The sequence below is a fragment of the Luteibacter sp. Sphag1AF genome (assembly GCF_014192715.1).
Classification (GTDB): Bacteria; Pseudomonadota; Gammaproteobacteria; order Xanthomonadales; family Rhodanobacteraceae; genus Luteibacter.
This window is the reverse complement of record NZ_JACHYH010000003.1, coordinates 261,381-287,222: the sequence shown is the minus strand read 5'-3', so window position 1 is coordinate 287,222 and position 25,842 is coordinate 261,381. Positions and strand designations below refer to the sequence as shown.

Below are 25,842 nucleotides of genomic sequence, written 5' to 3'. Positions count from 1 at the left end.
GCTTGCCTCGATAGCGCCCTCGGTCAGGGTATCAATATCCCGGCAGCACGGATGTTTGGCATGCAGGCCATATGGGCAGCCTGCACCTCAAACAGCGCATGATTCGCTTCCGCACTGTTGCTCATCTCGGCCAGAAGGGTGGCGCATAGACCGGCAAGGCCATTCGAGATGCGGACAATCTGGCAAAGAAACGACTCTGGCAGTCCCCGGTGAAGCGTCGACAGCGCAGAGATGCCACTGTGGATGAAGGAGTTCAACGGCTTGAGGTTGCTTGTCTCGAATTCCCGCAACTGGACACCGACAAGGGGATGAGCTGTCTGCTGGAGTGCCGTGAGCATCTCATTGATGGTCCTGCCGGGTGGCTCAACAGGCCGGTTGTTTTTCAGCACGACCGTCGAGGCCTTTCCAATCCAGTCGTCGGTGGCGGCGTAGTTCACCCAGAACCCTTTGACTGTCGCCTCAAACTGGAGACGGAGGAGAGGGATGGCGGAATGGGTAAGCCCACCAGCCATGAGACAGCGAAACGCCAAAGCATGCTGTTGGGCGAGTTCGAGAAAGATGGTTGCAATCTTGCCGCGAGGGGTCCCGGTAGGGTGACATTCGTCCAGCGCCTCCCAAAGCTCAGCATGGAGGACATGAGATTCCTCGATGAGGACGTCGAGTGTTGCGCTTTTGGCATTCTCCGACGTCATAACTCACCCTTAGTTGCCATGCGTGGAATGATGTTCTGAGGAACCTCGGACAGAAGCTGAGCCGTGCGCTGATTCATCGTGGCACCCCGAATGGACGGATGGCCGGGTCTGGCGGTCCAAACTCGAACTCGACGGATCATCGTCAGTATCGCCGCCCGGAGTTTATAAGTGCTTCATGATTCAATGCCCGCCATGGCCCATAACCGGGCCTTGCGTCTGGTTTTGGGTGACTTGTTGGCTTTGGGCTTGCTGCTGTGCCTGCGTCTGTTCGAACTGCTGCATGGCCTGCGGCCACTTGGCGCCGCTTTGCTCCATCGATGTCACCGCCTCGGCCGTCGGCACGCTGGTGCGCAGGTCAAATAGGTGGTCGGTGCGGCCGGGAGGGGTTTGCACCGCCCATAGCCGCTCCCCATCTGTGGACAGCGCCACTTGGTCGATGCGTTGCAGGCCATCGGCCCGCGCTTGCACCACAAGCGACGAGGCGATTTGGTCGGTGTGTTGGTCCGGTGTTCGGCCCAAGCTTTGGTCCAGTGCCGCCACATGTCCCCGGGCTTGCCGAAACAAGGCGTGGTCCGCGTGGGTCGGGTCGTCCAGGCGAACGGGGGCCACGGGAACCGATTGATACTGGTGCGGGCCGTCGCTCGTATGGTCAAAGCGATGGAGCGTGGCGGGTTGCGTGCTGTTGTCCAAATACGGGATGGACTGCTTGGACGGCGCGAGGTTAAGGCCCGCCTGTTCCATCATTGCCTCGCTGAGGCCGGCGTGCGTCATGTTGATTTGAATTTGCGGAGCCGGACCCTTGCCGTGTGCCGTGGCGCGCTCTTCCGCGCCGATGACCGCCACAGCCCACCCAGCGTAATAGTTCGGGTAATCCTCGACGCCCCCATGCCCCAAATGCATGGCCTGGCGGTTATCGCCAGGCGCCGGATGCACCGGCCGGTCAAAGTAGTTGTGCCCCATTCCCGCGATGTTCGCGTGTGAGTGGGCCATCGAGAGGTCGGCGTTGAGCTGCACGTTGGCGCGCGGCACCAACGCGCCGTTCTGCACCTCAAGGAAATCGGCGGCGCGCGAGTGGTCCGCACGGTCGATGGCCGCCAGGCTCACGGCGCCACGCTCGTGCTCGACCCGGCTGCGCAGCGCGTTCCATCCCGAGATGTGGGCGCTGGCCTCATCCTCACGCCCGGCTTGGATGCGCCGCTCCACCAACGCGGTGTAATCGTGCACCGGGCCTGGCGTCGCGGCCAAGGTGCGCACATCGGCCACAAAGGCCGAGCGCGCTTGTGCCGCTGCTTGGGCATTAAACCCGTGCTGGACTTCATGGCCGATGACGAAGGTCAAATCATACGGGTCGTATTGGCCCGAGCCACCCGGCGGCGTGGTCGTCATCAACGACTCGCTGACCAGATTCATGGCGTGGTTGGGCGCGCTGAAGCTGCCCCCCACTCCGGCACCCGGTGCGGTGAACGCGAACGATTCCAGGATGCGGTGGTGAGGCTGTAAGGGGTCTGCCGTCGTGGCCGCGCGCTTGATGTCGTCGGCCAACACCGGCGAGCCGTTGAGGGTGCCTTGTAGATTGCTCAGCATGTCCGGGGTAACCGGTTGGCTCGTGCCGGCGGCATCCGTGTAGTGCTTGCCGCCAAACTCCACCACCATGGCCTGCACGCGCAGCACCGCGGCCAGGTCCGCGTGAGCCCCCGAAGCGGGGAAGGCGGACGCGGGCAAAGTCACGGTGCCCGCACCCCGTTCGTAGTCGCCCACCGGATGGTCGGGCGCACCCGCTGCGGCCGGCGCAAAGCCGTGCAGAGCACCAATGCGAACTTGGTCATCCAGTCGCTGACTCACATTGGGGTCGGCGGCCAAGGCGGCGCGTAGCGCCGACACCTGAGCCGGCGTGACGCCATTTTGCTCGGCAAATTGATGGACCGCTTCATCAAGAGCGGGATAGGGATGGGGGTGAGGATCTGGCTTGGCCATGGGCAATCCTTTGCAGTCAGCGGGCGTCGGCGGTTTGCAGGGACAGCACGCAGGCGATGCCGTCCACTTGCGCACCATCGCGCGGCGTCAACGTCAGCACCATGTCGGCCTTGGTGAACTGAACGGCCAAGACGCTGCCTATTTCCGAGGGCACCGTTCGCTCGACCCAGCCGTGGGCGGTCAGCGTGCTGCGAAGCCGGTCTAGGGGCAACGCGCACACCGGCGCGGCATCGGCCGAGCGGTCGGGATGGTCGAACCAAAAGCGAAATCCGGGCTTCAAGGTCGCCTCACCTGCCGCGAACTGGACCCAGTAGGTCCAGCCGTGCCCCAGGTCATGGCTATGGTAGACGGCCCATCCGGGGTCGTTGTTGGGGTCTGGCCCCAGCGTGACACCCATCGCCTGGCCAATGCCGGTCGGGGTAAAGGCGGCCGTGGATGAAATGTCGGAGAGGAACGCCAGCACGCGGGCGCCGGCATCGCTCGCCCCCGGCAGCAGCGATGACGCAGCGGCAACGGTCATGGGATGGTCCTTATCGGTAGAAGGGCTTGCGGGGACTGCGTGAGCGCCGGCAGCGGGGGAGGGAGGTGTTTCTTGGGCCGGCGAAGCGCAGGCCAGCAGCAAGGTGGTGGACAGGTTGGCGAGCACGGCAGTGGCGCGCATCATCGGGGCATCTTCCGTGGCTCCTGGGTTTGACCGCATCGGCGCGGCCGCAGGTTCATCTTAACGAAGGGAACCATCGGCGGCATGGTCACCGGTGCACAGTTTCGGTGGACGGCAGCATGCTACGGCGGGTCCCCATCGCGCTACCGGAGGAGCACGGTGGCCCACCGCCGACCTTGAGGGAAAAGCGGGCACACCACACGGTTACCCGAAAAAAGGGTGTCTTAGGGATGATCTGATCATCCCGTTTTTTTGACGACAGTGACCGTGCCCGCTCTCGCTTGACGATCACCGACGGATATTTGCTTCGTCACGAGGCGATTTCGCACCCCATTTTGCTGCGGGATGCCGCTGCGATGTCTGCGCCAGCAGATGCTTGCGCACCATCCACAGATTGCTCAGCGCAAACAACGTAAACATCACCCACGAATCGCGGCATCGATACCGAGTCATACAGGGCTTCTTCCACGGCCGGATCGCTCAACGCATACCACTGCTGCAAAAAGTGGATGCGCAGCATGCGCTCCAGACCACCGGGCGACGGCCACCTTCAGCACGCGCCTTGGGATAGAACGGTTCGATCGCCGCGCACAGCGCCGACCACGGGACCACCTTGTCCATCTCGGCCAGGAACACGTCCCACCGCGTCGGCTTGCGATGCGCTTCGAAACCACGGTCTGCCTGGGTGGCTAACGTCAGCTGGTCGGACATCTTCTACACTCTGTCGGTGGGAGCTTCGTTTCGACCGAGGGGCAAAATCAGCGTTTCCTAAGGAGAGATGACGGGCGTCTGCACGTAGATGTCCGGTTTGACTTTGGGCGGTTCGGACAGCGCTTGCAGGAATGCGTTGCGCCACACCGTGATGTCGTTGCGTTCCAGCACGTCCATCATCGACTGCCAGCGCATGCGCCGTTCTTTCAGTGGCATTTTCAATGCGCGAGCCAGTGCATCGGACACCTCGTCCAGATCGGACGGGTTCACCAGCAGGGCGGCATCCAGTTCCTGCGCGGCGCCCGCAAAGCGGGACAGCACCAGTACGCCGGGGTCTTGCGGGTCCTGGCAGGCCACGTATTCCTTGGCGACCAGATTCATGCCGTCACGCAAGGGAGTGACCAGGCCCACTTTGGCCACGCGGAAATAGCCCGCCAGCACTTTGTGCGCGAACGACTTGTTGACGTAGCGGATGGGCGCCCAGTCCGGTTCGGCGTATTGGCCGTTGATGTGGCCGGCGCTGCGTTCGAGTTCGCGGCGCAGTTGCCGGTATTCGGGCACGTCTGAGCGCGAGGGCGGGGCAATTTGCAGCAGCGACACGTGGCCGCGCATGTCTTTATGGTCGCGAAGCAGCCGGGCGAACCCTTCAAAGCGTTCCGGCAGGCCCTTGGAGTAGTCCAGACGATCCACGCCAATGATGAGGGCGCGATCATCCAGGCTGGCGCGCAGACGAGACACCGCACCGCTGTCTTCGGCGCGATGCGCCAGTTCCACCGCTTCGGCTGTATCAATGCTGATGGGGAAAACGCCGGCACGGAAAATGCGTCCGTTGGCGGCGCGGATGCGGCCGCCGGTGCGCATCGCGGCGCCCAGTTCATGCAGGAAATAGTCTTCCAGCGCACGCAGATCGCGCTGGGTGTGCAGGCCGACCAGGTCGTAGGACGCCAGCGGCTCCAGCAACTCGCGATGACGCGGCAGCGTGATGAGCAGTCCGGCGGCAGGCAGGGGCGTGTGCAGGAAGAAGCCGATCTTGTTTTCCACGCCCAGTTCGCGGAGCATCGCCGCCAGCGGAATCAGGTGGTAATCGTGCACCCAGATGATGTCGTCTTTGTCGATCAGCTTGGCGACGGTGCGCGCAAACGTGCGATTGACGCGCAGATAGCCTTCCAGGTGATCGCGCCGGTAATCCACCAGGTCGCCACGGTAATGAAACAACGGCCACAGGGCTCGATTGGCGAAGCCGCTGTAATAGTCGTCGTGGTCGGCTTTGGACAGGTCAATGGTGGCGTAGCTGATGTTGCGCTCGGAAATCTCGTGCACTTCCTTGCCGCTTTCGGCGGCGATGTTGCCGCTCCATCCGAACCACAGGCCGCCGCGTTCCTGAAGGGCGGCATTCATGGCCGAGGCGAGGCCGCCGGTCTGCGTTTGCCGCGGCAGCGCCACGCGATTGGAAATGACGACGAGGCGGCTCACGGCGCGAGTGTCTCCCGATGGCGCATCGACTTCATCTCCTTTTATGTAAGCATGGCATTCACTTGATACAGCCAAGCATGAACATCGGCCGGGCTAGATAATGTGAAGCCCGCGACCGTGGGCTCCCTTGTACCTACCCGGACGCTGCTGCCGCCCAGGGCGTTGACGGCCGCAAATGCGTGTTCGTCGGTGAGGTCGTCGCCCAGGTAAACCGGCACGCGGTCAGTGAAGGGTTCCACGCTCATCAGGGCAGCGACGGCTTTGCCCTTGTCCATGCCTCGTGGCTTGAACTCGAAGACATAGCTGCCCGGTTGCAGCTCGAATCCTTTAAAGCGGCCTGCGATGGCAGGCGCGAGATGGGCCAGTGCCTGCTCGTGCTCTGGCCGTTCGCGGCAGTGCAGGGCAATGGAGAATCCCTTGTCTTCCACGCGTACGCCGGGCAACGACGCCGCCAGCACATAAGCGGCGTCGCGCAGATTGGCCAGTTCCACGGGGTCCACGGCCTCGACGGTCAGCGCGCCATAGCTGCCGCGGCGCTCCAGTCCATGCTGGCCCGCCGCTGCCCAGTCGGGGCGGCCGAACAGATAGTCCAGATTGGCGATGGCCCGACCACTGATAAGGGCCAGGGCGCCACCGAGTTTGCTGCGCAGTTCGTCCAGCAGATCTACCAGGCCCGGAGCCACGATAACGGCATCGGGGTCGTCCGCGAACGGCAGGAGGGTGCCGTCGGCGTCAAGGAACAGGGCAGAATTGGAATGGATCAGCCCCGGCGGGGGAAGGGGCAGCGTGCGGGAAGCGGCGGTCTGGGTCACTTGGGGGGTACTGCCTTGTCGTGTTGGGTTCCAGTGTGCCGACCGGAACGTGAAGATGACCTTCAGTCCACAGTTGAACCGCTACGCTGCGGCCCGCATCTGAAGGCCAGTGACGGAAATTGCCGTCGAAGAACCTTTTGGGGAGTGACTGATATGCGAATGGATAAGCTGACGTCCCGGTTCCAGCAGGCGCTTTCGGACGCCCAATCGCTTGCCGTGGGCCGCGATAACCAGGTACTTGAGCCGGTGCACGTACTGTCCGCGCTGCTGGATCAACAGGGCGGTTCCACCGCTCCGTTGCTGACCCAGGCGCAGGTCAACGTACCTGCGCTGCGGCAGCGCCTGGCCGAAATTCTTGAGCGGCTGCCAAAGGTGAGTGGTCAGGAAGGCAATATCAGCGTTGGCAACGACCTGACCCGCCTGCTCAACCTCACCGACAAGCTGGCCCAGCAGCGCGGCGACCAGTTCATTGCCAGCGAGTTGTTCGTGCTGGCGACGCTGGAAGATCGCGGCGAGGTGGGCGGCGCGCTGAAAGCGGCGGGTGCCACCAAAGACCGCCTTGATGCAGCGATCGACAAGCTGCGCGGCGGCGAAAAAGTGCAATCGGAAAATGCGGAAGATCAGCGCCAGGCGCTGGAAAAGTACACCATTGACCTCACCGAGCGCGCCGAGAAAGGCAAGCTCGACCCGGTGATCGGTCGCGATGAGGAAATCCGGCGCACGATCCAGGTGTTGCAGCGCCGTACCAAGAACAACCCGGTGTTGATCGGTGAGCCGGGCGTCGGCAAGACCGCCATCGTGGAAGGTCTTGCCCAGCGGATCATCAATGGCGAAGTGCCCGAAGGCCTGCGCGACAAGCGCGTGCTGTCGCTGGACATGGGCGCGCTGATTGCTGGCGCCAAGTTCCGTGGAGAATTCGAGGAGCGCCTGAAGGGCGTGCTGAATGATCTGTCCAAGCAGGAAGGCCGGGTCATCCTCTTCATCGACGAACTGCACACGATGGTGGGCGCAGGCAAGGCCGATGGTGCGATGGATGCAGGCAACATGCTCAAGCCGGCGCTGGCTCGCGGCGAACTGCATTGCATCGGCGCCACCACACTGGATGAGTACCGTAAATACGTCGAAAAAGACGCTGCACTGGAGCGCCGTTTCCAGAAGGTGTTTGTGGGTGAGCCAAGCGTGGAAGACACCATTGCCATTCTGCGTGGCCTGAAAGAGCGCTACGCGGTGCATCATGGTGTGGAAATCACCGATCCTGCCATCGTGGCCGCCGCCACGTTGTCGGCCCGCTACATTCCCGACCGGCAGTTGCCGGACAAAGCCATCGACCTGATGGACGAAGCCGCGTCGCGCATCCGCATGGAAATTGATTCCAAGCCGGAGGAGCTTGATCGTCTGGAGCGTCGTCTGATCCAGCTGAAGATTCAGCGCGAGGCGTTGCGCAAGGAAAAAGACGATGAGTCGAAGCAGCGTCTGGCCACGCTGGAGAGCGACATCGAAACGCTGGAGCGCGAGTTCTCCGATCTGAACGAGGTGTGGAAGTCGGAGAAGGCCACGTTGCAGGGCGCGACGAAGGTCAAGGAACAGATCGAGCAAGCCCGTCTGGATCTTGAAGCGGCTCAGCGTCGGCAGGACTACGCGACGATGAGCGAAATCCAGTACGGCAAACTGCCTGCCCTGGAAGCGCAGCTCGCTGCCGCGCAAACAGCAGAACAGCAGGACTTTACCCTCCTGCAGGATCGCGTCACAGCCGAGGAAATCGCCGAAGTCGTGTCGCGCTGGACGGGTATTCCGGTCAACAAGATGCTGGAAGGCGAGCGCGACAAGCTTCTGAACATGGAAGCGGCGCTGCATACCCGCGTGGTGGGCCAGGATGAAGCTGTGCGCGCGGTGTCCGATGCCATCCGTCGTGCACGTGCCGGGTTGTCTGATCCGAATCGTCCCTATGGCTCGTTCCTGTTCCTGGGCCCGACCGGCGTGGGCAAGACAGAACTTTGCAAGGCGCTGGCTGGATTCCTGTTCGACACCGAAGACGCGATGATCCGCATCGACATGAGCGAGTTCATGGAGAAGCACTCGGTCAGCCGTCTGGTCGGTGCGCCTCCGGGTTATGTGGGCTATGAGGAAGGCGGCTATCTGACCGAAGCCGTGCGTCGTCGCCCGTACAGCGTCATCCTGCTCGATGAAGTGGAGAAGGCGCATCCGGATGTGTTCAACATCCTGTTGCAGGTGCTTGATGATGGCCGCCTGACGGATGGACAGGGTCGCACCGTGGACTTCCGCAACACCGTGATCGTGATGACGTCGAATCTCGGCTCCAACCTGATTCAGGAGCAGGCGGGCGACAGGGAAGCGGATTACATGCAGATGAAGGCATCGGTGCTCGGCGTGGTGCAGACGCACTTCCGTCCGGAGTTCATCAACCGCCTCGACGACCTGGTGGTGTTCCGTCCGCTGGACAAGTCGCAGATCCGTTCTATTGCGCGCATCCAGCTGGCCTATCTCGGCAAGCGTCTGGCTGATCGTCAGTTGAAGCTGGAGCTGTCTGACGCTGCCGTGGATCTGCTGGGCAGTGCAGGCTTTGATCCGGTGTATGGCGCACGACCGCTGAAGCGCGCGATCCAGCAGCAGCTGGAAAACCCGCTGGCGCAGCGCATTCTTTCCGGTGTCTTTGCGCCGGGACAGACCATCCGGGTGGATTCGGATGGTGCGCATCTGACGTTCGCCGCCGAATAACCGGCGGCGAGACGTCCGGCTTACCGCTGGAAGATCACTTCCAGCGGTAAGCCACCTTTCCGTAGACGAATGCGCCGTTGAAACCGAAGGGCGAACTGCTGCTGTACGGAAGAATCCCTGACGTGCTGTTGGCCGCCAGCACCTGGTCCGGGTACTTGTTGAAGACGTTGTCCGCGCCCAGTGTGAACGTCCAGCTGTTCACGTTGTAATCCACAGCAAGGTCCAGTACCCATTTCGCCGAGAAGGTCTGATCGTTGGCTGGCACCGTGCTCAATACCGTGAACTGGCCATATCGGCTGAGGTCAGCGCGGACGCCCCAGTTGCTGAGGCGCCAGTTGCCGCCAAGTGTGAGCTTGTCGCGTGGCGATCCCTTGGTGATGCGTCCTTCTTCGACGCGACCGATGCGCTGAAGCGTGAGGCCGTTCTGGGAAAGCTGTGCGGGATTGGGTGCGATGTTGAGAATGTCGGTCTTGTTGTAGTTGTAACCGAGATTCAGATCCAGCGTGCCCACCGATACATCCGGCCGCCAACTGCCCACGATATCGACACCGCGTGTGCGCGTGTCCACGGCGTTGGTGAAGTAGCGACCTCCGTTCACGCCCGGGTAGCCCTGTGCGGTGAGGAAGGCGGCGACGGCGGTGCCGGTAAGGTTTTCCGAAAGGACAATGCGGTTGCCGATGCGAATCTGATACGCATCCACCGTGACCGACGTGGACTCCGTGGGTTGCACCACCAGGCCGAGGCTGTAGTTGGTGGACTTCTCCGCCTTGAGCTTCTGCGCGCCGAACGCCTGCGCAACAGGGTCCGTGACCGGAAAGGTCTTCACCTCATACGGAACGCTGTTGATGAACACCGTGGATGTCGTGGAGTAAAACTGCTGCGCGAGCGATGGTGCGCGGAATCCGTTGGAAGCCGTGGCACGCAGCGCGACCTTGTCGGTGAAGGCGTAGCGCGCGGAAAGCTTGCCATTGAGTGCGCGGCCGAAGTCGCTGTAATGCTCGTATCGCGCCGCAGCCGAAGCCGAGAGCTTCTCTGTGACTTCCGCGTCCAGTTCGGCATATGCCGCATAACTGTGGCGGCTGTTGGACCCGGCATCCGTGGGACGGAAGCCGGGGAACACCTGCGCACCCGTGCCGACGTATGAGGTGGGATCACCCGCGTCGATCTCATAGTTTTCGTGACGGTATTCGGCGCCCCATGCAACGGTCAGCGGGCTGTGCAGCCCGTTCACATCGAAGTCTCTGGATACATCCAGATTGAGCAGCTTCTCGGTGTTTTGCAGTGTGCCCGCATAGAAGTGCGTGGGGCTGGTGGGCCCCAGGGTGGTATTGAGGCTGTTGTCGACGTCGAACTGGAGCTGGTTCTGCCCGTAGTTGCCGCTGACGTCCCAGTTCCATCCTGCCGTCTGTCCGCGAACGCCCGCCACCAGTGATCTGTCCTTCGAGGTGGTCGCGATGATGGGCAGGAAGCCGTCCGGATAAATGGAGCGGATGTTGCGGCTGTCCAGCCCCGGTCGCCAGAAGCCTGCCGCATCGGCATTGCGATTGCTGGCGTTGCCGAACGCATACAGCGTGACCGTGGGGGAGAGTTTGTACTCGCCGTTGATGAATGCGGACTGGTGTTTGACGTCCGGATCGCCGAAGCGCTGATTGACGCGGCCGTAGCTCGGGTCCGCAGGGTTGCGCAGATCGACACCAGCGCGATTGGTGGGATCGTCGTGGCCCACGTCGCCCGCAATGCGCAGCCAGCCTTCGCTGCCGAGCGCAAAGCCAATGTCGCCACCACCATCGCGCTGCACGCCGTCGCCTGCGCTGTATTTGCCGAAGCTGCCGTTGACGCTGCCGCCGGACGCGCCGCCCTTCAGCACGATGTTGATGACGCCTGCGATGGCGTCGGAACCATACTGGGCCGCCGCGCCATCGCGGAGCACTTCGATGTGGTCCACCGCTTCGATGGGTATGGCATTCAGATCGACCGGCGACGAGCCGCGTCCCTGCGTGCCGTTGAGATTCACGATGGCGCCTGTGTGGCGGCGCTTGCCGTTGACCAGCACCAGCACCTGATCGGGTGACAGGCCGCGCAACTGGGCCGGACGTGACCCATCCGTGCCATCGGTAAGTGATGGGCGCGGGAAGTTCAGTGAGGGCAGGGCGCGTGCGAGTGCCGTGGCCAGCTCCGTGGTACCGGTAGCTTGAAGATCGCGCGCGCCAAGCACGTCGATGGGCGCCAGCGATTCGCTGACCGTGCGACCTGTGGCGCGCGTGCCGGTAACAACGACGGTGTCGAGTTGGGAAGCTTTCTCCGGTGTGGGCGGCGCGTCCTGTGCCATCGAACAGTTCGCACCCAGAGCCAGCGAGATGGCGACGGAAAGCGCAGCGTGTCGGGCACGGAGGCGAAGCTCACTCATGTTGTATTCCCTGATGAGGCACCATCGCGTTATGCTGCGGTGCACGAAGGGTCAGGCTTGCACATGATGCGATGTTGGGTCAATAGCCGTTTAGACGTCTGAACTCATGTTCTCCGGGATGGGTTCCCGGAGCTTTTGCTCGTCTGTATGGCAGATGTTTCGAGCATTCTTGTAAGGTTTTTTTGCCGGTGGCTGGGCGCTTCTCCCGGGTCTGTGGCCTCGGGGGCATTGAAAAAAGAGGGGGCGGACAGATAATGCCCGGTCTGAAGCCCCTCTTATTTCCGGAAATCCAGCGTCATGCCCATCTACGAATTTCAGTGTCAGGCCTGCGGGCACCGGTTCGAGCGCCTGCAGAAGATCGCCGATGCCGATCCCGAGACCTGCCCTTCCTGCGGCCAGCCGCGTGTGGGCCGCATGCTGAGCGCACCCCAGTTCCGTCTGGCCGGCAGCGGCTGGTACGAGACCGATTTCAAGAAAGAGGGCGACAAGAAGAAAAATCTGGTCGAGGGGTCCAGTGGCGCCCCCGTGGCTCCCGCCGCCCCGCCCGCGCCGACCCCGGCAGCAGCGCCCGCTCCGGCGCCGGCCAAACCCTCCACGGACTGATCGCAAGTTCGTTCAATGGCCGTTGGGGTTGGTGCGTTATTTTGCGCATCACCCCCAAGTGGAAGGACGAAAGATATGCGTGGTTTCCTCGGCGTGGTCGCCATGGCGGCGATGGCGTTGGTTGCAGGAGCGGGGATGGGGCTGCCGTCGGTGGCCCACGCTCAGGGTCAGTGGGTGTACTGCGCAAGTAATGACGGGCGTTTTTCCCGGTGCAGCGTGCCCTGGGCCGATGCTGTGGTGGTGCGGCAGGAGTCCGACACGCGGTGCGTGCGCGGCCAGACGTGGGGCTTTGACCGCAACGGCATCTGGGTTGACCGGGGGTGCCGGGCGCAGTTCGCGGCCGCGGGCGGCCGTGGCGACTGGGGTCCGGGTCCGGGGCGTCCGCCCTATGGCGGCGGTGGCTACCCGGGTAACGGCGGTGGCCCAGGCTGGGGCGACGGGTACGGCCGCCCGAACCGGGAAACGGTCATCGAGTGCAACAGCAGCCGGAATCGCTTCACCCGCTGCGATATCGACATTGGCCGTGGCGGTGCCCGTCTGATCCGGCGCACTTCCGACTCGCGCTGTGACGAAGGCCAGAGCTGGGGCTGGGATCGCCGTGGCATCTGGGTCAACGACGGCTGCCGCGCGCAGTTCGGCGTCGACGCCCGTTAAGCCGGTTCCGCAGCCGCCCGCCTGTGTGCGGGCGGCTTCCGGTGGCCTGCGTCGTGCTACGATTCGGGGTCTTTTCACCGCTTTACGCCGCCGCGGCGGCCCGGAGTCTTCACGCGTATGCGCACGCACTTTTGCGGTCTGATCGACGAGTCGCTGATCGGCCAGAACGTCACCCTCTGTGGCTGGGTCAATACGCTTCGCCTCCAGAGCCACACGGCATTTGTCGATATTCGCGACCACGAGGGCCTGGCCCAGGTCGTGATCGAGCGCGACAACGCCGATGCCTTCGCCGTCGCCGGCGAACTGGGCAATGAATTCGTCATCCGGGTGACCGGTCAGGTCCGCAAGCGTCTGGCCTCCAACGACAAGCTGAAGACCGGTGCCGTTGAGCTGATCGCCGACAAGGTGGAAATCCTCAATGCGGCCCGCGACCTTCCCTTCGCGATGCACGAGAACCCCAACGACGACATGCGGATGACCTACCGCTATCTCGACCTGCGCCGTCCGGAGATGCAGCAGATGATGCGCACCCGTACGAAGCTGGTGCGCGAGCTGCGTCGTTATCTGGACAACGCCGGTTTTCAGGACATCGAAACGCCGATCCTCACCAAGGCCACGCCGGAAGGCGCGCGCGATTACCTGGTGCCCAGCCGCGTGCATGCGGGCCAGTTCTACGCGCTGCCGCAGTCGCCGCAGCTGTTCAAGCAGATCCTGATGATGGCCGGTTTCGACCGCTACTATCAGATTGCCCGCTGCTTCCGCGACGAAGACCTTCGCGCCGACCGCCAGCCCGAATTCACCCAGCTCGACCTTGAGTTCGCCTTCGTGGAAGAGCGCGACGTGCAGGACTTCGTGGAAGACCTGATCCGCCACGTGTTCCGCGAAGTGCGCAACGTGGAGCTGGATGCCAGCTTCCCGCGCATGACCTACGAAGAGGCCATGCGCCGCTTCGGTTCGGACAAGCCGGACCTGCGCATCCCGCTGGAACTGATCGACATCGCCGAGGCGGTGAAGCAGGTCGAGTTCAAGGTATTTGCCGATCCGGCCAACGATCCGGCAGGTCGCGTGGCCGCGCTGCGCGTGCCGGGTGGCTCGGAGCTGTCCCGCAAGGACATCGACGGCCTGGCCGATTACGCCTCCCGTTACGGCGCCAAGGGCCTGGCCTGGATGAAGATCGAATCGCTGGCCAAGGGCCGCGAGGGTATTTCTTCGCCCGTGCTGAAGTTCCTGGACGATGCCGCACTGGAAAAGGTGCTGACGCTCACCGGTGCACAGGACAGCGACCTCATCGTGTTCGGTGCGGGCGCCTGGAAGACGGTCACCGATTTCATGGGCGCACTGCGCATCAGGATCGGCCGTGATCGTGGTCTGGTCGAAAATGTGTGGAAGCCGCTGTGGGTCACCGACTTCCCGATGTTCGAGTACGACGCACAAGAGCAGCGCTACGTGGCCCTGCATCATCCGTTCACCGCTCCGAAGGTCGACGACATTGCCGACCTGCGCGCCAATGCGGCCAACTCGGTCAGCCGTGGCTACGACATGGTGCTGAACGGCAACGAGATCGGTGGTGGCTCCATCCGTATTCACCGTCCGGAGATGCAGAGCGCCGTGTTTGAGCTGCTGGGCATTGGTGCACAAGAAGCGGAGGCCAAGTTCGGCTTCCTTCTGAAGGCGCTGCGCATGGGCGCGCCACCCCATGGTGGCCTGGCCTTTGGTATCGACCGCATTGCTGCACTGATGGCGGGCACCGAGTCGATCCGTGACGTCATTGCGTTCCCGAAGACGACCAGCGCGCAGGATCTGATGACGGACGCTCCGTCGCCGGTTTCCGAGCCGCAGTTGAAGGAACTGCACGTTCGCGTCGCCGTCGGTTCCAAGGTCTGACGGCCCGCACACCATGACTGACAACGCGCCACGGGTCATTTTGTTGCACGGCCTGTGGATGCGAGGTTTCGCGCTTGCGATGCTTCAGCGTCGCCTGCGCGATGCCGAATTCGATGTGTATCGCTTTGAATACATGAGCGTGGCTGCTCCGCCGGAGCAGGCCATCGCGCGCCTGCGCAAGCGCATGAAGGCGCTGGGCGACGGGCCCGTCCACCTGGTCGGGCACAGTCTGGGCGGCATCCTTGGCCTGCTGGCCTGTCGCGACGATGATGATCTTCCACCCGGACGCATTGTCTGCCTCGGTTCGCCGCTGGCCGGAAGCGCCGCTGCGCGCGGGCTCACCGGGCATTGGGGTGGCGACATGCTGCTGGGTCGCAGTCGCGAACTGCTTGCGCACGGTCTGGAGCGTTGGGATGGCGGCCGCGAGGTCGGCATGATCGCCGGGCGCATGCCCGTGGGGCTGGGCGCTTTCGTCAGTGATATTGCCAACGGCGAGCACGATGGTTCGGTGGCCGTTTCCGAGACCCAATTGCCCGGCATCGCCGCGCACTGCACGCTGGAAACCAGTCACACCGGGCTTCTTGTGTCGGCCGACGTGGCCCGGCAGGTCGTGTCGTTTCTGCGTTCGGGGCGATTCGAGCTTCCCTGATGGCCTGATCGTGGCCTGCTTCTCGCCATTCCCCGGCATTCGGGTAAAATCCGCCGCTTGTCCGTCTGTCACTGGCAGGAATCGTTATGGGTAGAGGCCCGTCCATCGAAGGTCGCAAGAACGCCGAAGACGCCAAGCGCGCCAAGGTGTTCACCAAGCTGATCCGCGAAATCACCATTGCGACACGGGGCGGCGTGCCTGATCCTGGCGGCAACCCGCGTCTGCGCGCGGCGGTCGACAAGGCGCTTGCGGCCAATATGACCAGAGACACCATCGACCGCGCGATCAAGCGCGGCTCGGGTGCGGATGGCGGCGCCGACATGCACGAAATCCGCTACGAGGGCTACGGCCCGGCGGGTACCGCGCTGATCATCGACTGCGTCACCGATAACCAGACCCGCACCGTCGCCGATGTGCGCGCAGCACTCAACAAGCTGGGCGGCAACATGGGCACCACCAATTCGGTGGCGTTCCAGTTCAATCGAGTGGGCCAGCTGGTCATTCGCACGGGCGGCGATGCCGATGTGGAAAGCCGCCTGGAAGAGGCTGCCATCGAGAACGACGCGGAAGACGTGGTGATCGCCGATGGCGTGGGCACCGTGCTGGTGGCGGCCGATCCGATCACGGTGGAAGCAACGCGCAAGGCGCTTGTGGCAGCCGGTTTCACGGTCGAAAGCTCCGATGTGGTCATGCGCCCGAACGGCCCGTTGGTCACGCCGACCGGTGAAGCGCTGGAGCAGTTCGAGAAGCTGCTCGACCGTCTGAACGCACTGGACGATGTGGATGAGGTCTACCACAACGCCGTGCTTCCCCCTGAGGACGCCGATCAGGAGTAAGGTCTCGACCTCACTCGTCTCGGTGATCTTTCAGGCATGGTTCGCATTCTCGGCATCGATCCGGGCAGTCAGCGCACGGGCGTCGGTGTTATCGACGTGGCGGACGATGGCAGCCTGAAACACGTGTTTCATGGCGCGCTTGTCGTGGTGGGAGAAGAAACCTTCCCGCTGCGCCTGAAACGCATATTTGACGAGCTGTGCGGCATCATCGGCGCGCACGATCCGGCAGAAGCCGCGATCGAGCGCGTGTTCATGGCACGCAACGCCGATTCGGCCCTGAAATTGGGGCAGGCGCGTGGCGCCGCCATCTGTGCCGTTGTCAGCCGGGGAATCACCGTGCACGAATATGCGGCGACCGAGGTCAAACAGGCGGTGGTGGGTAGCGGACGTGCCGACAAGACCCAGGTGCAGCACATGATCGGCATCATTCTTGGCCTTAAGGGCCCGTTGCAGGCGGATGCCGCCGATGCGCTGGCCATTGCCATCACGCACGCGCATACCCGTTCCAGCATTCAACGCGTGGGTATTCCGCGCACGGCATGGAGACGTCGCCGATGATTGGTCGACTGCGTGGCACGCTTATCAGTAAACAGCCGCCGTCATTGCTTGTGGAAGTGGGTGGCGTCGGTTACGACGTCGATGCCCCGATGTCCACGATTTACGACCTGCCGGCTACCGGGCGGGAAGTGACGCTGCTGATTCACTACGCCGTGAAAGAAGACGGCGTCTCGCTGTACGGCTTCTTGCATGAAACCGAGCGGGCCATGTTCCGCAACCTGCTGAAAGTGAGTGGCATCGGCGCGAAGATCGCGCTTGCCGTGCTTTCCGGCGTGGCCACGGATGACCTGGCGCGGCTGGTTCATGCGGGCGACGTTGCCGCGCTGACGAAAATTCCCGGCATCGGTAAGAAAACGGCCGAGCGCATGGTGGTGGAGCTGCGCGACCGCGTGGAAGCGGTGGGCGTTCGCCTTCCGGGAGCCACCAATGGCGCGGGTGCACTTCCCACGGACCCGGTGGGGGAGGCTACCATCGCGCTCCAGCAGCTTGGTTACAAACCGCCCGAGGCCACCCGTCTGGTGGGCAAGGTCGCGGCAGAAGGCGATACCGCCGAATCCATCATTCGCAAGGCGCTACGCGCCGCTCTGGGGAGCTAATCCGTGAATCCGCAGACGCATCCGGATGGGACGAACGATCACAAGAGACGCCTGGCCGCGCTGGCTCTGGGCGCCATTGGCGTGGTCTTTGGTGACATCGGTACCAGCCCGCTGTACACGATGAAGGAAACACTCGGCACGCACGGCATGACGCCGCAGCCGGCCGCGGTGCTGGGTATTCTGTCGCTGATTTTCTGGGCGTTGATCATGGTGGTGTCACTGAAATACGTGACCTTCGTGATGCGCGCGGACAACAAGGGCGAAGGCGGCATCATGGCATTGATGGCGCTGGCGCAGCGCAGCGTCAGCGGTTCGCCGCGTGCGCGCTGGGTGCTGGCAGCCATCGGCATTTTTGGTGCGTCGCTGTTCTACGGCGATGGCGTGATCACGCCGGCCATTTCGGTGCTTTCCGCCGTGGAAGGTCTGGAAGTGGCGGCCCCGCAGCTTGAGGACTATGTGGTCCCCATCTGTCTGGTAATCCTGTTCTTCGTGTTTGCGGTGCAGCGTCACGGCACGGCCACCGTCGGCAAGGCGTTCGCGCCGGTGATGACGCTGTGGTTCCTGGTGCTGGCCGTGCTCGGCCTGAACCAGCTGGTGAAGCACCCGCAGGTGCTGGTGGCCGTCAATCCGATGTACGCCATTGATTTCTTCCTTGAGCACAAGAAGCAGGCCTTCATCGCACTGGGTGGCGTGGTGCTGGCGCTGACCGGTGCCGAGGCGCTGTATGCGGACATGGGGCACTTCGGCAAGAAGCCCATTCGCGTGGCATGGTTCGGTTTCGTGCTGCCGGCGCTGCTTATCAACTATTTCGGTCAGGGCGCGCTGCTGCTGCACGATCAGACGGCCATCGAAAACCCGTTCTACAAGATGGTGCCGGACGATCTGCTGTATCCCATGATCGCGCTCTCGACGATGGCGGCGGTCATTGCGTCGCAGGCCGTCATTTCCGGCGCGTTCTCCATGACCCGCGAAGCCATGCAGCTTGGCTACTCGCCGCGCATGGCGGTGGTCCACACCTCGCGCGAGATGTCCGGGCAGATTTTCGTGCCGTGGATCAACCGGCTGCTGCTCGTGCTGGTGTTCCTCGCCGTGATCGGGTTCCGCTCGTCGAACAACCTTGGTGCGGCGTACGGCATCGCCGTGACCGGCACGATGACGATGACCACGCTGCTGGCGCTGGTGGTTGCCCGCAAGCGCTGGAACTGGCATTGGTCGGCGGTGATTTCTGTCGGCGTGCTGTTCCTCATCATCGACATTGCGTTCTTCGGCGCCAATGCGCTGAAGATTGCCCACGGTGGCTGGTTCCCGCTGGTGCTGGGTGTCGTGATCTTCGTCATGATGACCACGTGGCGTCGGGGCAGGGACCTGGTGGTGCGCGAGATCAAGCAGTCCGGTCTGGCGCTGGAGCCCTTCGTGGCCAATATCGCCGATCATCCGCCGCTGCGCGTTCCCGGTACGGCGGTGTTTCTCACGGCCAACCAGAATTCCGTGCCGCACGCGATGCTGCACAACCTGAAGCACAACAAGGTGCTACACGAGCGCAACGTGCTGCTGACCGTGGAAATGCTGGAAACGCCGGTGGCAGATGCAGACGAACGCATGGAAGTCACCGACTTCGGTGGCGGCTTCTTCGGCCTGCAACTTCGTTTCGGTTTTGCGGAAGACCCCAACATTCCTCTGGCGCTGACCCGCGCTTCGAGCATGGGCCTGGATTTCGACATGATGGACACGACGTTCTTCCTGTCACGCGAAACCATCGTGGCGGATGCACGTCGTCCCGGCATGGCCCTGTGGCGCGACAAGCTGTTCGCGTTCATGGCCCGCAATGCGTTGCCGGCCACGGCGTTCTTCCAGATTCCGGGCAATCGCCTGATCGAGCTGGGGGCGCAGGTCGAAATCTGACCCGCGCCACGTCCCGTTTCACCTCCATCGTGCGAACACGCGGGCCCTTCCAGGGCCCTGCGTGCGCGCCTGCGCCAACCCCGCTCTGCCATAATCGGCCCCATGACCGAACACCGCATCATTTCTACCGCCGCCGCCATGGACGACGAGGCGCTGGAAGCCAGCATCCGTCCCAAGCGACTGAACGAGTATCTCGGTCAGGAAACCGTGCGGGAGCAGATGTCGATTTATATCGAGGCCGCCCGCAAGCGGGGTGGGGCGCTGGATCACGTGCTGATTTTCGGGCCACCGGGTCTGGGCAAGACCACGCTGTCGCACGTCATCGCCAATGAGCTGGGGGTGAATCTGCGTTCGACGTCCGGTCCTGTGCTTGAGCGTGCCGGCGACCTGGCCGCGCTGCTGACCAACCTGGAAGCCAACGACGTCCTGTTTGTGGACGAGATCCACCGTCTGTCGCCCGTGGTGGAGGAAGTGCTGTACCCGGCGATGGAAGATTTCCAGATCGACATCATGATTGGCGAAGGACCGGCGGCGCGCTCCATCAAGCTGGACCTGCCGCCTTTCACGCTGATTGGCGCGACCACGCGCGCAGGTCTTCTGACCGGTCCCCTGCGCGACCGCTTCGGCATCATCCAGCGGCTGGAGTTCTACAGCGTGGATGAGCTCACGGCCATCGTCCGCCGGGCCGCGAAGATCTTCGGGATTGCCTGTGAAGTGGAGGGTGCGGTGGAAATCGCCCGCCGCGCTCGCGGCACGCCGCGTATCGCCAATCGCTTGCTGCGCCGCGTGCGCGACTTCGCGGAAGTGCGTGGCGATGGCCGCATCAGCCACGACCTGGCGCGCGCCGCCATGGACATGTTGAAAGTGGACGCCCAGGGCTTTGATGACCTGGACCGCCGTCTGCTGGGCACCATCATCGAGAGTTTCGAGGGCGGCCCGGTTGGCGTGGAATCGCTGGCGGCGGCACTCAGCGAGGACCGCGGCACGCTGGAGGACGTCGTTGAGCCTTACCTCATCCAGCAGGGTTATCTGATCCGCACCGCCCGCGGCCGCATGGCCACGGCCAAGGCCTGGCGCTACCTGGGGCTGACCCCGCCGCAGCGACAGGCCAGTGTGCCCGATCTTTTCCAGGGTGACGCATGAGCCTCTTTACCTGGCCCGTACGCATCTACTGGGAAGATACCGACGCCGGCGGTCTGGTTTATCACGCCAACTACGTGCGTTTCCTCGAACGCGGGCGCACGGAGTGGATGCGCGCGCAGGGTATCGACCAGGTCGAACTGCGCGAACGCACGGGCCTGGGCTTCGTCGTGCGCGAGATGAACCTCGATTTTCTGCGTCCGGCCCGTCTGGATGATGAACTGCTCGTTTCCGTAGCGGTCAAAGAACGACGTTCAGCCAGTATGCTGTTCCATCAGGATATAGCGCGACGTGACGGAAGCCCCTTGTTGAAGGCCACCGTTCGCGTCGCCTGCGTCGACCTTGCGGCGGTGCGGCCGGCGCAGATTCCGGGCGACCTGTTTTTCCAAGAATTCCTTACCCCTTAAAGACATACCCGGCGGAGAGCCCAGAAGCGATGAACGGTGGACTGAACATTTTCAAACTGGTCGCGGAAGCGAGCCTGCCGGTGCAGCTGGTCATGCTTCTGCTGCTGGTCTTCTCGTTCCTGTCCTGGGTGATCATCATCCGCAAGTATTCGCAGCTGAAGCAGGCGCACGAAAACGCGGAAGCGTTTGAAGACCGCTTCTGGTCCGGCGGCGATCTGGCCGCCCTGTTCCGCGAAGTAGGCAACCGCGATGGCCAGCACGGTATCGAGAACGTGTTTGAAGCCGGCTTCCGCGAATTTGCCCGCCAGCGTCAGCGTCGCGTCACCGATGCCAACCGCGTGATGGAAGGTTCCGAGCGCGCCATGCGCGTGGCCGGCACCCGCGAAATCGGCAAGCTGGAGCAGAACCTCGAATTCCTGGCCAACGTGGGCTCCATCAGTCCGTATGTGGGTCTGTTCGGCACGGTGTGGGGCATCATGGGTGCGTTCCAGGGCCTGGGCGAAATGAAGGACGTCACCATTTCCGTGGTGGCTCCGCACATTTCCGAGGCGCTGATCGCCACCGCCATGGGTCTGTTCGCCGCCATCCCGGCCGTGTGGGCTTACAACCGTTACGCCAACAAGGTCGAGCGTCTTGCCTCGCGCTATGAGGTGTTCCAGGAAGAGTTTTCCTCGGTGCTGCAGCGTCAGATTCACTCCGACGACGTCGCCTGAAGGCCGGAGCGATCACGACCATGCGCCCCCATCGCCGCCAGAAGCGGAAACTGAAGTCCGAGATCAACGTCGTTCCCTATATCGACGTGATGCTCGTGCTGTTGATCATCTTCATGGTCACCACGCCCATGATGAACCTCGGCGTGGACATCCAGCTTCCCCAGACCAACGCCAAGTCCCTGAAGGACAAGAAGGACCCGGTCGTCGTGTCCGTGGACGAGGCCGGCCAGATCTACCTGACCGCCGAGGGCGAGAAGCGTCAGCCCGTTTCCGAAGACGAGTTCCGTACGCGCATCACGGCCTATCACAACGCCAATCCTGAATTGCAGGTGCTGGTCGCGGGTGACCAGCGCGTGGGCTATGGCAAGGTTTACGCCATCCTGCCGATCCTGCAGGAGTCGGGTGTGACCAAGATCGGCCTGATGAGCCAGCCGGAGTCGGGCGCGAAGAATGGCAAGCCGTAAGGAAACCTCTCGCGCGGTCGTCCTGGCCGCGCTGCTGCACGTCGGGATCGTGGGCTTTCTGGCCCTCGCGATCATCCCGTGCACGAGCTACGAAACCTTTGCCGAGTCCGTGGGCCTGCCCGCGGCGTGGAATCCGTTGAAGTGTCCGGCTCCCCTGGAGCTGCCGGGGCAGGTCATCGAAGCCATCCTGGTGGGCCCCACGGGCAGCCCGCCGCCGAAGGCCACCAAGGTCAAGCCGACGCCGGACACCACGCCGCCGCCCCAGGTCATCCCCGAGCCCACGCCGCCGCAGCCCAAGCCGCCGGTGCCCACGCTGCCGCCTCCGCCGAAGCAGCCTGACCTGAAGGATCAGGAAAAAATCGTGGACGACGCGCCGCAGAAGGCCGAGGACGCCAAGCGCGAGCAGGAAGAGAAGCAGCGTCAGCGCCAGGCTGAAATCGACGCCGAGACGGAGAAGAAAAAGCAGGAGCAGCAGAAGAAGATCGACGACATCTTCAAGCAGCTCGATGCTGCCAAGGCGCAGACCAGGAAGGCCGACAACACCAAGAAGCAGGCGGAGCAGCAGCTGAAGGACCTTCAGAACGCGAAGGACGACGGCCTGCCTGACCTCCCCAATGCCCCGGACAAGATGACCGGCACAAACGGCAAGGACAGCGGCAAGCTGGGCAGGTATCTGGCGGCCATCCAGAACGCGGTGACGTCCAACTACACCCGTCCGGACGACATGCCCAACGTGCCCTGCCAGGTCCACGTGGTGCAGATTCCGGGTGGCCAGGTGGCCAGCGTGAAGGTCGATGCCAGCTGCCCGTATGACGCCACCCAGCGCCAATACGTCGAGAATGCGGTGCTTCGCGCCCAGCCGTTGCCCTACGCGGGCTTCGAGGACGTGTACTCGCCCAACATTACCTTCACCTTCCGGCCTTAATGATGAGACGCCGCGCGCCCCTTCCGGTGGCGCGCGGCGGTTCAGACCTCGGTCATACCCGGCCCTCCGGCCGGGTTAACATCTCCCAGCCGTTTCCCCCATTCCAGGTCGCAATGAATCAGCCCATGCGCAGAACGATTTCCCGCCTCGCCATACTCGTGTCGCTCGTGGCCGCCTTTGTGGCAGGTCCGGCGGCGGCCCAGACGCTCAACGTCGAAATCGCCAACGGTCTGAAGACCGCCACGCCGATTGCGGTGGTGCCCTTCGCGCAGGAGGGCGGCGCACCGCTTCCCACCGACGTGGCCGACGTCATCCGCGCCGATTTCAACCGTTCCGGCAAGTTCCGCTCGCTGGACAAGGCCGACATCGTCGAGGCGCCGTCCAAAGGCGCGGACATCAAGTTCGCGACCTGGCGTCTGCTGAAGCAGGATTACCTGACCATCGGTCGCATCATTGATGCGGGCGGCGGCATGATCCGCGTGGAATACGAACTGTGGGACGTGAACCGTCAGCAGAGCCTGCTGGCTCAGCAGTTCACCGCTCCGGCGGGTGACCTGCGTGGCGTGGCCCACCAGATTGCCGACCAGATCTACGAAAAGATCACCGGCGTTCGTGGCGCGTTCTGGACCCGCATTGCTTACATCACCGCCGTGGGCGTGGGTAACAACACGGCCTATTCGCTGATCGTGGCCGACTCCGATGGCTTCAATCCGCAGGTCGTGGCCCGCTCGCGCGAGTCGCTGCTGTCGCCGGCCTGGTCGCCGGATGGCACCAAGCTGGCCTACGTGTCGTTTGAAAGCGGCAACTCGGCCGTCTACGTGCAGAACATCGGCACCGGTTCGCGTAGCCTGATCGCCTCGCACCCGAAGGGCATCAACAGCGCTCCGGCGTGGTCGCCGGATGGCACGAAGCTGGCGGTCAGCCTGTCCTACGTGGGCAATCCGGAAATCTTCATCATCGACGTGGCTTCGCGCACGGAAACCCGGGTCACCAACAACTTCGCCATCGACACCGAACCCACCTTTACGCCGGACGGCCAGAGCCTGATTTTCACCTCGGATCGCTCCGGCAAGCCGCAGCTTTATCAGACCTCGATCTCGGGCGGAAACGCCACGCGCCTCACCTTCCAGGGCGGGTTCAACGCCAGCCCGTCCGTCAGCTATGACGGGAAGCAAATTGCGATGGTGCAGGGCAACGGGAACGTGTATCGTATTGCAATCATGGACCGTAGCCTGGGGAATCAGGTGCGCTTCGTATCGCCCGGAAACGTGGATGATTCCCCGAGTTTCGCGCCGAATGCCAGCATGCTGCTCTATGCGGCGTCGCAGGGTACGCGAGGGGTCCTTTATGCGGTTTCGGCCGACGGTCTGGTACGCCAGCGTCTCGTCCTTTCGGATGGTGACGTTCGCGAACCTTCCTGGGGTCCATATCGACAGCGCTGATTGGCGCGCCCGTCGCTTTTCATAGCGACGCGCGACTTCAGCAACGTCCAGGGAAAGGGCGCGGGCTCTCCGCGCCTTTTCTGCGGACGAAGGTTTAACTGGTGACGGCGTTTCTCGCAGTTGCCGGTGCGTTGGCAGGGGTACGGGACAGTACTCCGTCGGCGCGGATGTAAGTAGAAAAACAGCCGGACAACCGGCGGTGCCTGTCCCGTAACCGTAATCGACTGTCGGAACTCAACTGTTGAAGGAACGTCCCATGAATAAGACCGTTCGCGTCACCCTGGCCGCCCTGCTGTGCGTGGGCGCGGTCGCCTGCCAGAAGAAGCAGGATGTCAAGCAGCCCGTCCAGCCGCCCGTCCAGACGACGGTCGACAACTCCGGCGCCAACACCAACGGCAAGTACCAGCCGTCGGATCTTGACACCGATGCTTGCCTGCGCCAGCGCGTTGTTTACTTCGATTTCGACAAGAACGAAGTGAAGCCGGAATTCCAGCAGATCATCGCGTGCCACGCGAAGTACCTGCAGGATCGTCCGTCGTCGGCCATCTCGCTCGAAGGCAACACCGACGAGCGCGGCACGCGTGAATACAACCTCGGCCTCGGCGAGCGTCGTGGCAATGCCGTCTCCAGCGCCCTCCAGGCTGCTGGTGGTTCGGCTGGCCAGCTCAATGTCGTCAGCTACGGCAAAGAGAAGCCGACCTGCCGCGAGCACAACGATGATTGCTGGAGCAAGAATCGTCGCGTCGAGATCGTGTACACCGCGAAGTAAGTAATGAAGAAACTGGCTACCAGCTTCACGGCCAGGCTTGGCGTGGCGGGCGCATTAGCGTCCGCCACGCTCTTCGGTCTGCCGGTCCATGCGCAGGATTCCCGCCTGAGTCTCGCCGACCGCGTGTCGCGACTTGAGCAGGCGTCGCAGCGTGACCAGGGCACGACCACCATGGTCAATCAGCTCAGCGATCTCCAGCAGCAGGTACAGCAGCTGCAGGGTCAGATCGAAGAACTGCAGCACCAGAATCAGCAACTCCAGGATTCCGCCAAGGCCCAGTACCAGGTGCTCGACGCCCGTATTGGCAACCTTGAAAAATCGGGCGCGCAGGGCGCGTCCGCACAGCAGCAGGCGCCTGTCGCCGCCGCTTCCGCTCCCGTTACGGCGCCTCAGGGCAAGCCGGCAGCAACCGAGTCACCGGCATCGCCAGGCACCGCTTCTGCGGGCGAGCAGGCAGCCTATGACGCGGCTTTCAAATCGTTGCGCGGCGGTGATTTCGTCGCCGCATCGCGCGGTTTTCGCGACTTCCTCCAGCAGAACCCCGACAGTCCGCTGGCTCCCAACGCCTATTACTGGCTGGGCGAGTCGTACTACGCGACCATGAACTACCCCGTGGCCCTGGAAGCCTTCCAGCGCCTCGTCCGGCTGTACCCGCAAAGCGAGAAGGTGCCCGATGGCCTGCTCAAGGTGGGTTATTGCCAGTCACAGTTGAAGCAGGACAGCTCGGCCATCGCCACATTGAAGTCCGTGGTGATCAGGTATCCGGGTACGAAGGCCGCCAGCCTCGCCCAGGAACGTCTGCGCCGGATGCAGCATCAGGCGACCAACTAAGCC

The 25,842-nt window shown here is 63.2% G+C and carries 23 protein-coding genes and 1 pseudogene; 17 read left to right on the top strand and 7 right to left on the bottom strand.

Annotated features, from left to right (window positions below):
* Positions 1-23: 23 nt before the first annotated feature.
* The 6 genes and pseudogenes from FHW69_RS10850 to otsB form a co-directional block, all read right to left on the bottom strand.
* Positions 24-692: a hypothetical protein gene (locus tag FHW69_RS10850; protein ID WP_183423069.1), complete on the bottom strand. Its 669-nt coding sequence runs from the start codon at positions 690-692 to the stop codon at positions 24-26.
* Between the two features lie 180 nt (positions 693-872).
* Entirely contained in the window at positions 873-2,666 is a 1,794-nt protein-coding gene (locus FHW69_RS10845) for an XVIPCD domain-containing protein (RefSeq protein ID WP_183423068.1), read from the bottom strand.
* 16 nt (positions 2,667-2,682) lie between these two features.
* Positions 2,683-3,186 (bottom strand): hypothetical protein, encoded by a 504-nt coding sequence (locus FHW69_RS10840; protein ID WP_183423067.1) that lies wholly within the window; start codon positions 3,184-3,186, stop codon positions 2,683-2,685.
* Positions 3,187-3,754: 568 nt separating this feature from the next.
* A pseudogene (locus tag FHW69_RS10835) lies at positions 3,755-4,038 on the bottom strand (transposase); the annotation flags it as partial.
* A gap of 57 nt (positions 4,039-4,095) precedes the next feature.
* Positions 4,096-5,511, bottom strand: coding sequence for an alpha,alpha-trehalose-phosphate synthase (UDP-forming) (gene otsA, locus FHW69_RS10830; RefSeq protein WP_183423066.1), 1,416 nt, complete (start codon positions 5,509-5,511; stop codon positions 4,096-4,098).
* Between the two features lie 41 nt (positions 5,512-5,552).
* Positions 5,553-6,323: a trehalose-phosphatase gene (gene otsB, locus FHW69_RS10825; protein WP_343204008.1), complete on the bottom strand. Its 771-nt coding sequence runs from the start codon at positions 6,321-6,323 to the stop codon at positions 5,553-5,555.
* Between the two features lie 153 nt (positions 6,324-6,476).
* Between otsB and clpB the strand changes: the two genes are divergently transcribed.
* Positions 6,477-9,059, top strand: coding sequence for an ATP-dependent chaperone ClpB (gene clpB, locus FHW69_RS10820; protein WP_183423065.1), 2,583 nt, complete (start codon positions 6,477-6,479; stop codon positions 9,057-9,059).
* 34 nt (positions 9,060-9,093) lie between these two features.
* Here the strand turns inward: clpB and FHW69_RS10815 are convergent, their stop codons facing one another.
* The gene (locus FHW69_RS10815) at positions 9,094-11,466 is read right to left on the bottom strand and encodes a TonB-dependent receptor (protein WP_183423064.1); all 2,373 of its coding nucleotides are present in this window, start codon (positions 11,464-11,466) and stop codon (positions 9,094-9,096) included.
* A 297-nt stretch (positions 11,467-11,763) separates the two neighbouring features.
* Between FHW69_RS10815 and FHW69_RS10810 the strand changes: the two genes are divergently transcribed.
* From FHW69_RS10810 to ybgF, 16 genes are all read left to right on the top strand, one after another.
* Positions 11,764-12,069 (top strand): zinc ribbon domain-containing protein, encoded by a 306-nt coding sequence (locus FHW69_RS10810; protein WP_183423063.1) that lies wholly within the window; start codon positions 11,764-11,766, stop codon positions 12,067-12,069.
* A gap of 75 nt (positions 12,070-12,144) precedes the next feature.
* Positions 12,145-12,723 (top strand): DUF3011 domain-containing protein, encoded by a 579-nt coding sequence (locus tag FHW69_RS10805; protein ID WP_255494749.1) that lies wholly within the window; start codon positions 12,145-12,147, stop codon positions 12,721-12,723.
* A 117-nt stretch (positions 12,724-12,840) separates the two neighbouring features.
* Positions 12,841-14,607 carry an aspartate--tRNA ligase gene (gene aspS, locus FHW69_RS10800; protein WP_183423062.1) on the top strand — a complete coding sequence of 589 codons (1,767 nt, stop codon included), beginning with the start codon at positions 12,841-12,843 and terminating at the stop codon, positions 14,605-14,607.
* Between the two features lie 13 nt (positions 14,608-14,620).
* Positions 14,621-15,256, top strand: coding sequence for an alpha/beta hydrolase (locus FHW69_RS10795; RefSeq protein ID WP_183423061.1), 636 nt, complete (start codon positions 14,621-14,623; stop codon positions 15,254-15,256).
* Positions 15,257-15,342: 86 nt separating this feature from the next.
* Entirely contained in the window at positions 15,343-16,092 is a 750-nt protein-coding gene (locus tag FHW69_RS10790; RefSeq protein WP_183423060.1) for a YebC/PmpR family DNA-binding transcriptional regulator, read from the top strand.
* A 36-nt stretch (positions 16,093-16,128) separates the two neighbouring features.
* The gene (gene ruvC, locus FHW69_RS10785) at positions 16,129-16,650 is read left to right on the top strand and encodes a crossover junction endodeoxyribonuclease RuvC (protein WP_183423059.1); all 522 of its coding nucleotides are present in this window, start codon (positions 16,129-16,131) and stop codon (positions 16,648-16,650) included.
* On the top strand, positions 16,647-17,246 hold the full coding sequence (ruvA, locus tag FHW69_RS10780; RefSeq protein WP_183423058.1) for a Holliday junction branch migration protein RuvA: 600 nt from the start codon (positions 16,647-16,649) through the stop codon (positions 17,244-17,246). Before ruvC ends, ruvA begins: the two co-directional genes overlap by 4 nt.
* 3 nt (positions 17,247-17,249) lie before the next feature.
* Entirely contained in the window at positions 17,250-19,148 is a 1,899-nt protein-coding gene (locus tag FHW69_RS10775) for a potassium transporter Kup (RefSeq protein WP_183423057.1), read from the top strand.
* Between the two features lie 102 nt (positions 19,149-19,250).
* A complete protein-coding gene (ruvB, locus tag FHW69_RS10770; protein WP_183423056.1) occupies positions 19,251-20,291 on the top strand; it encodes a Holliday junction branch migration DNA helicase RuvB in 1,041 nt (346 codons plus the stop codon).
* Positions 20,288-20,695 carry a tol-pal system-associated acyl-CoA thioesterase gene (ybgC, locus tag FHW69_RS10765; RefSeq protein WP_183423055.1) on the top strand — a complete coding sequence of 136 codons (408 nt, stop codon included), beginning with the start codon at positions 20,288-20,290 and terminating at the stop codon, positions 20,693-20,695. The genes ruvB and ybgC overlap by 4 nt, the downstream gene beginning before the upstream one ends.
* A gap of 29 nt (positions 20,696-20,724) precedes the next feature.
* On the top strand, positions 20,725-21,408 hold the full coding sequence (gene tolQ, locus FHW69_RS10760) for a protein TolQ (protein ID WP_183423054.1): 684 nt from the start codon (positions 20,725-20,727) through the stop codon (positions 21,406-21,408).
* A 20-nt stretch (positions 21,409-21,428) separates the two neighbouring features.
* Positions 21,429-21,872, top strand: coding sequence for a protein TolR (gene tolR, locus FHW69_RS10755; protein WP_183423053.1), 444 nt, complete (start codon positions 21,429-21,431; stop codon positions 21,870-21,872).
* Positions 21,859-22,797 (top strand): cell envelope integrity protein TolA, encoded by a 939-nt coding sequence (locus tag FHW69_RS10750; RefSeq protein ID WP_183423052.1) that lies wholly within the window; start codon positions 21,859-21,861, stop codon positions 22,795-22,797. Before tolR ends, FHW69_RS10750 begins: the two co-directional genes overlap by 14 nt.
* A gap of 125 nt (positions 22,798-22,922) precedes the next feature.
* A complete protein-coding gene (gene tolB, locus FHW69_RS10745; RefSeq protein ID WP_183423051.1) occupies positions 22,923-24,239 on the top strand; it encodes a Tol-Pal system beta propeller repeat protein TolB in 1,317 nt (438 codons plus the stop codon).
* Between the two features lie 256 nt (positions 24,240-24,495).
* Positions 24,496-25,008, top strand: coding sequence for a peptidoglycan-associated lipoprotein Pal (pal, locus tag FHW69_RS10740; protein WP_183423050.1), 513 nt, complete (start codon positions 24,496-24,498; stop codon positions 25,006-25,008).
* Between the two features lie 3 nt (positions 25,009-25,011).
* Entirely contained in the window at positions 25,012-25,839 is an 828-nt protein-coding gene (gene ybgF / locus FHW69_RS10735; protein ID WP_183423049.1) for a tol-pal system protein YbgF, read from the top strand.
* The last annotated feature ends 3 nt before the right edge of the window (positions 25,840-25,842 follow it).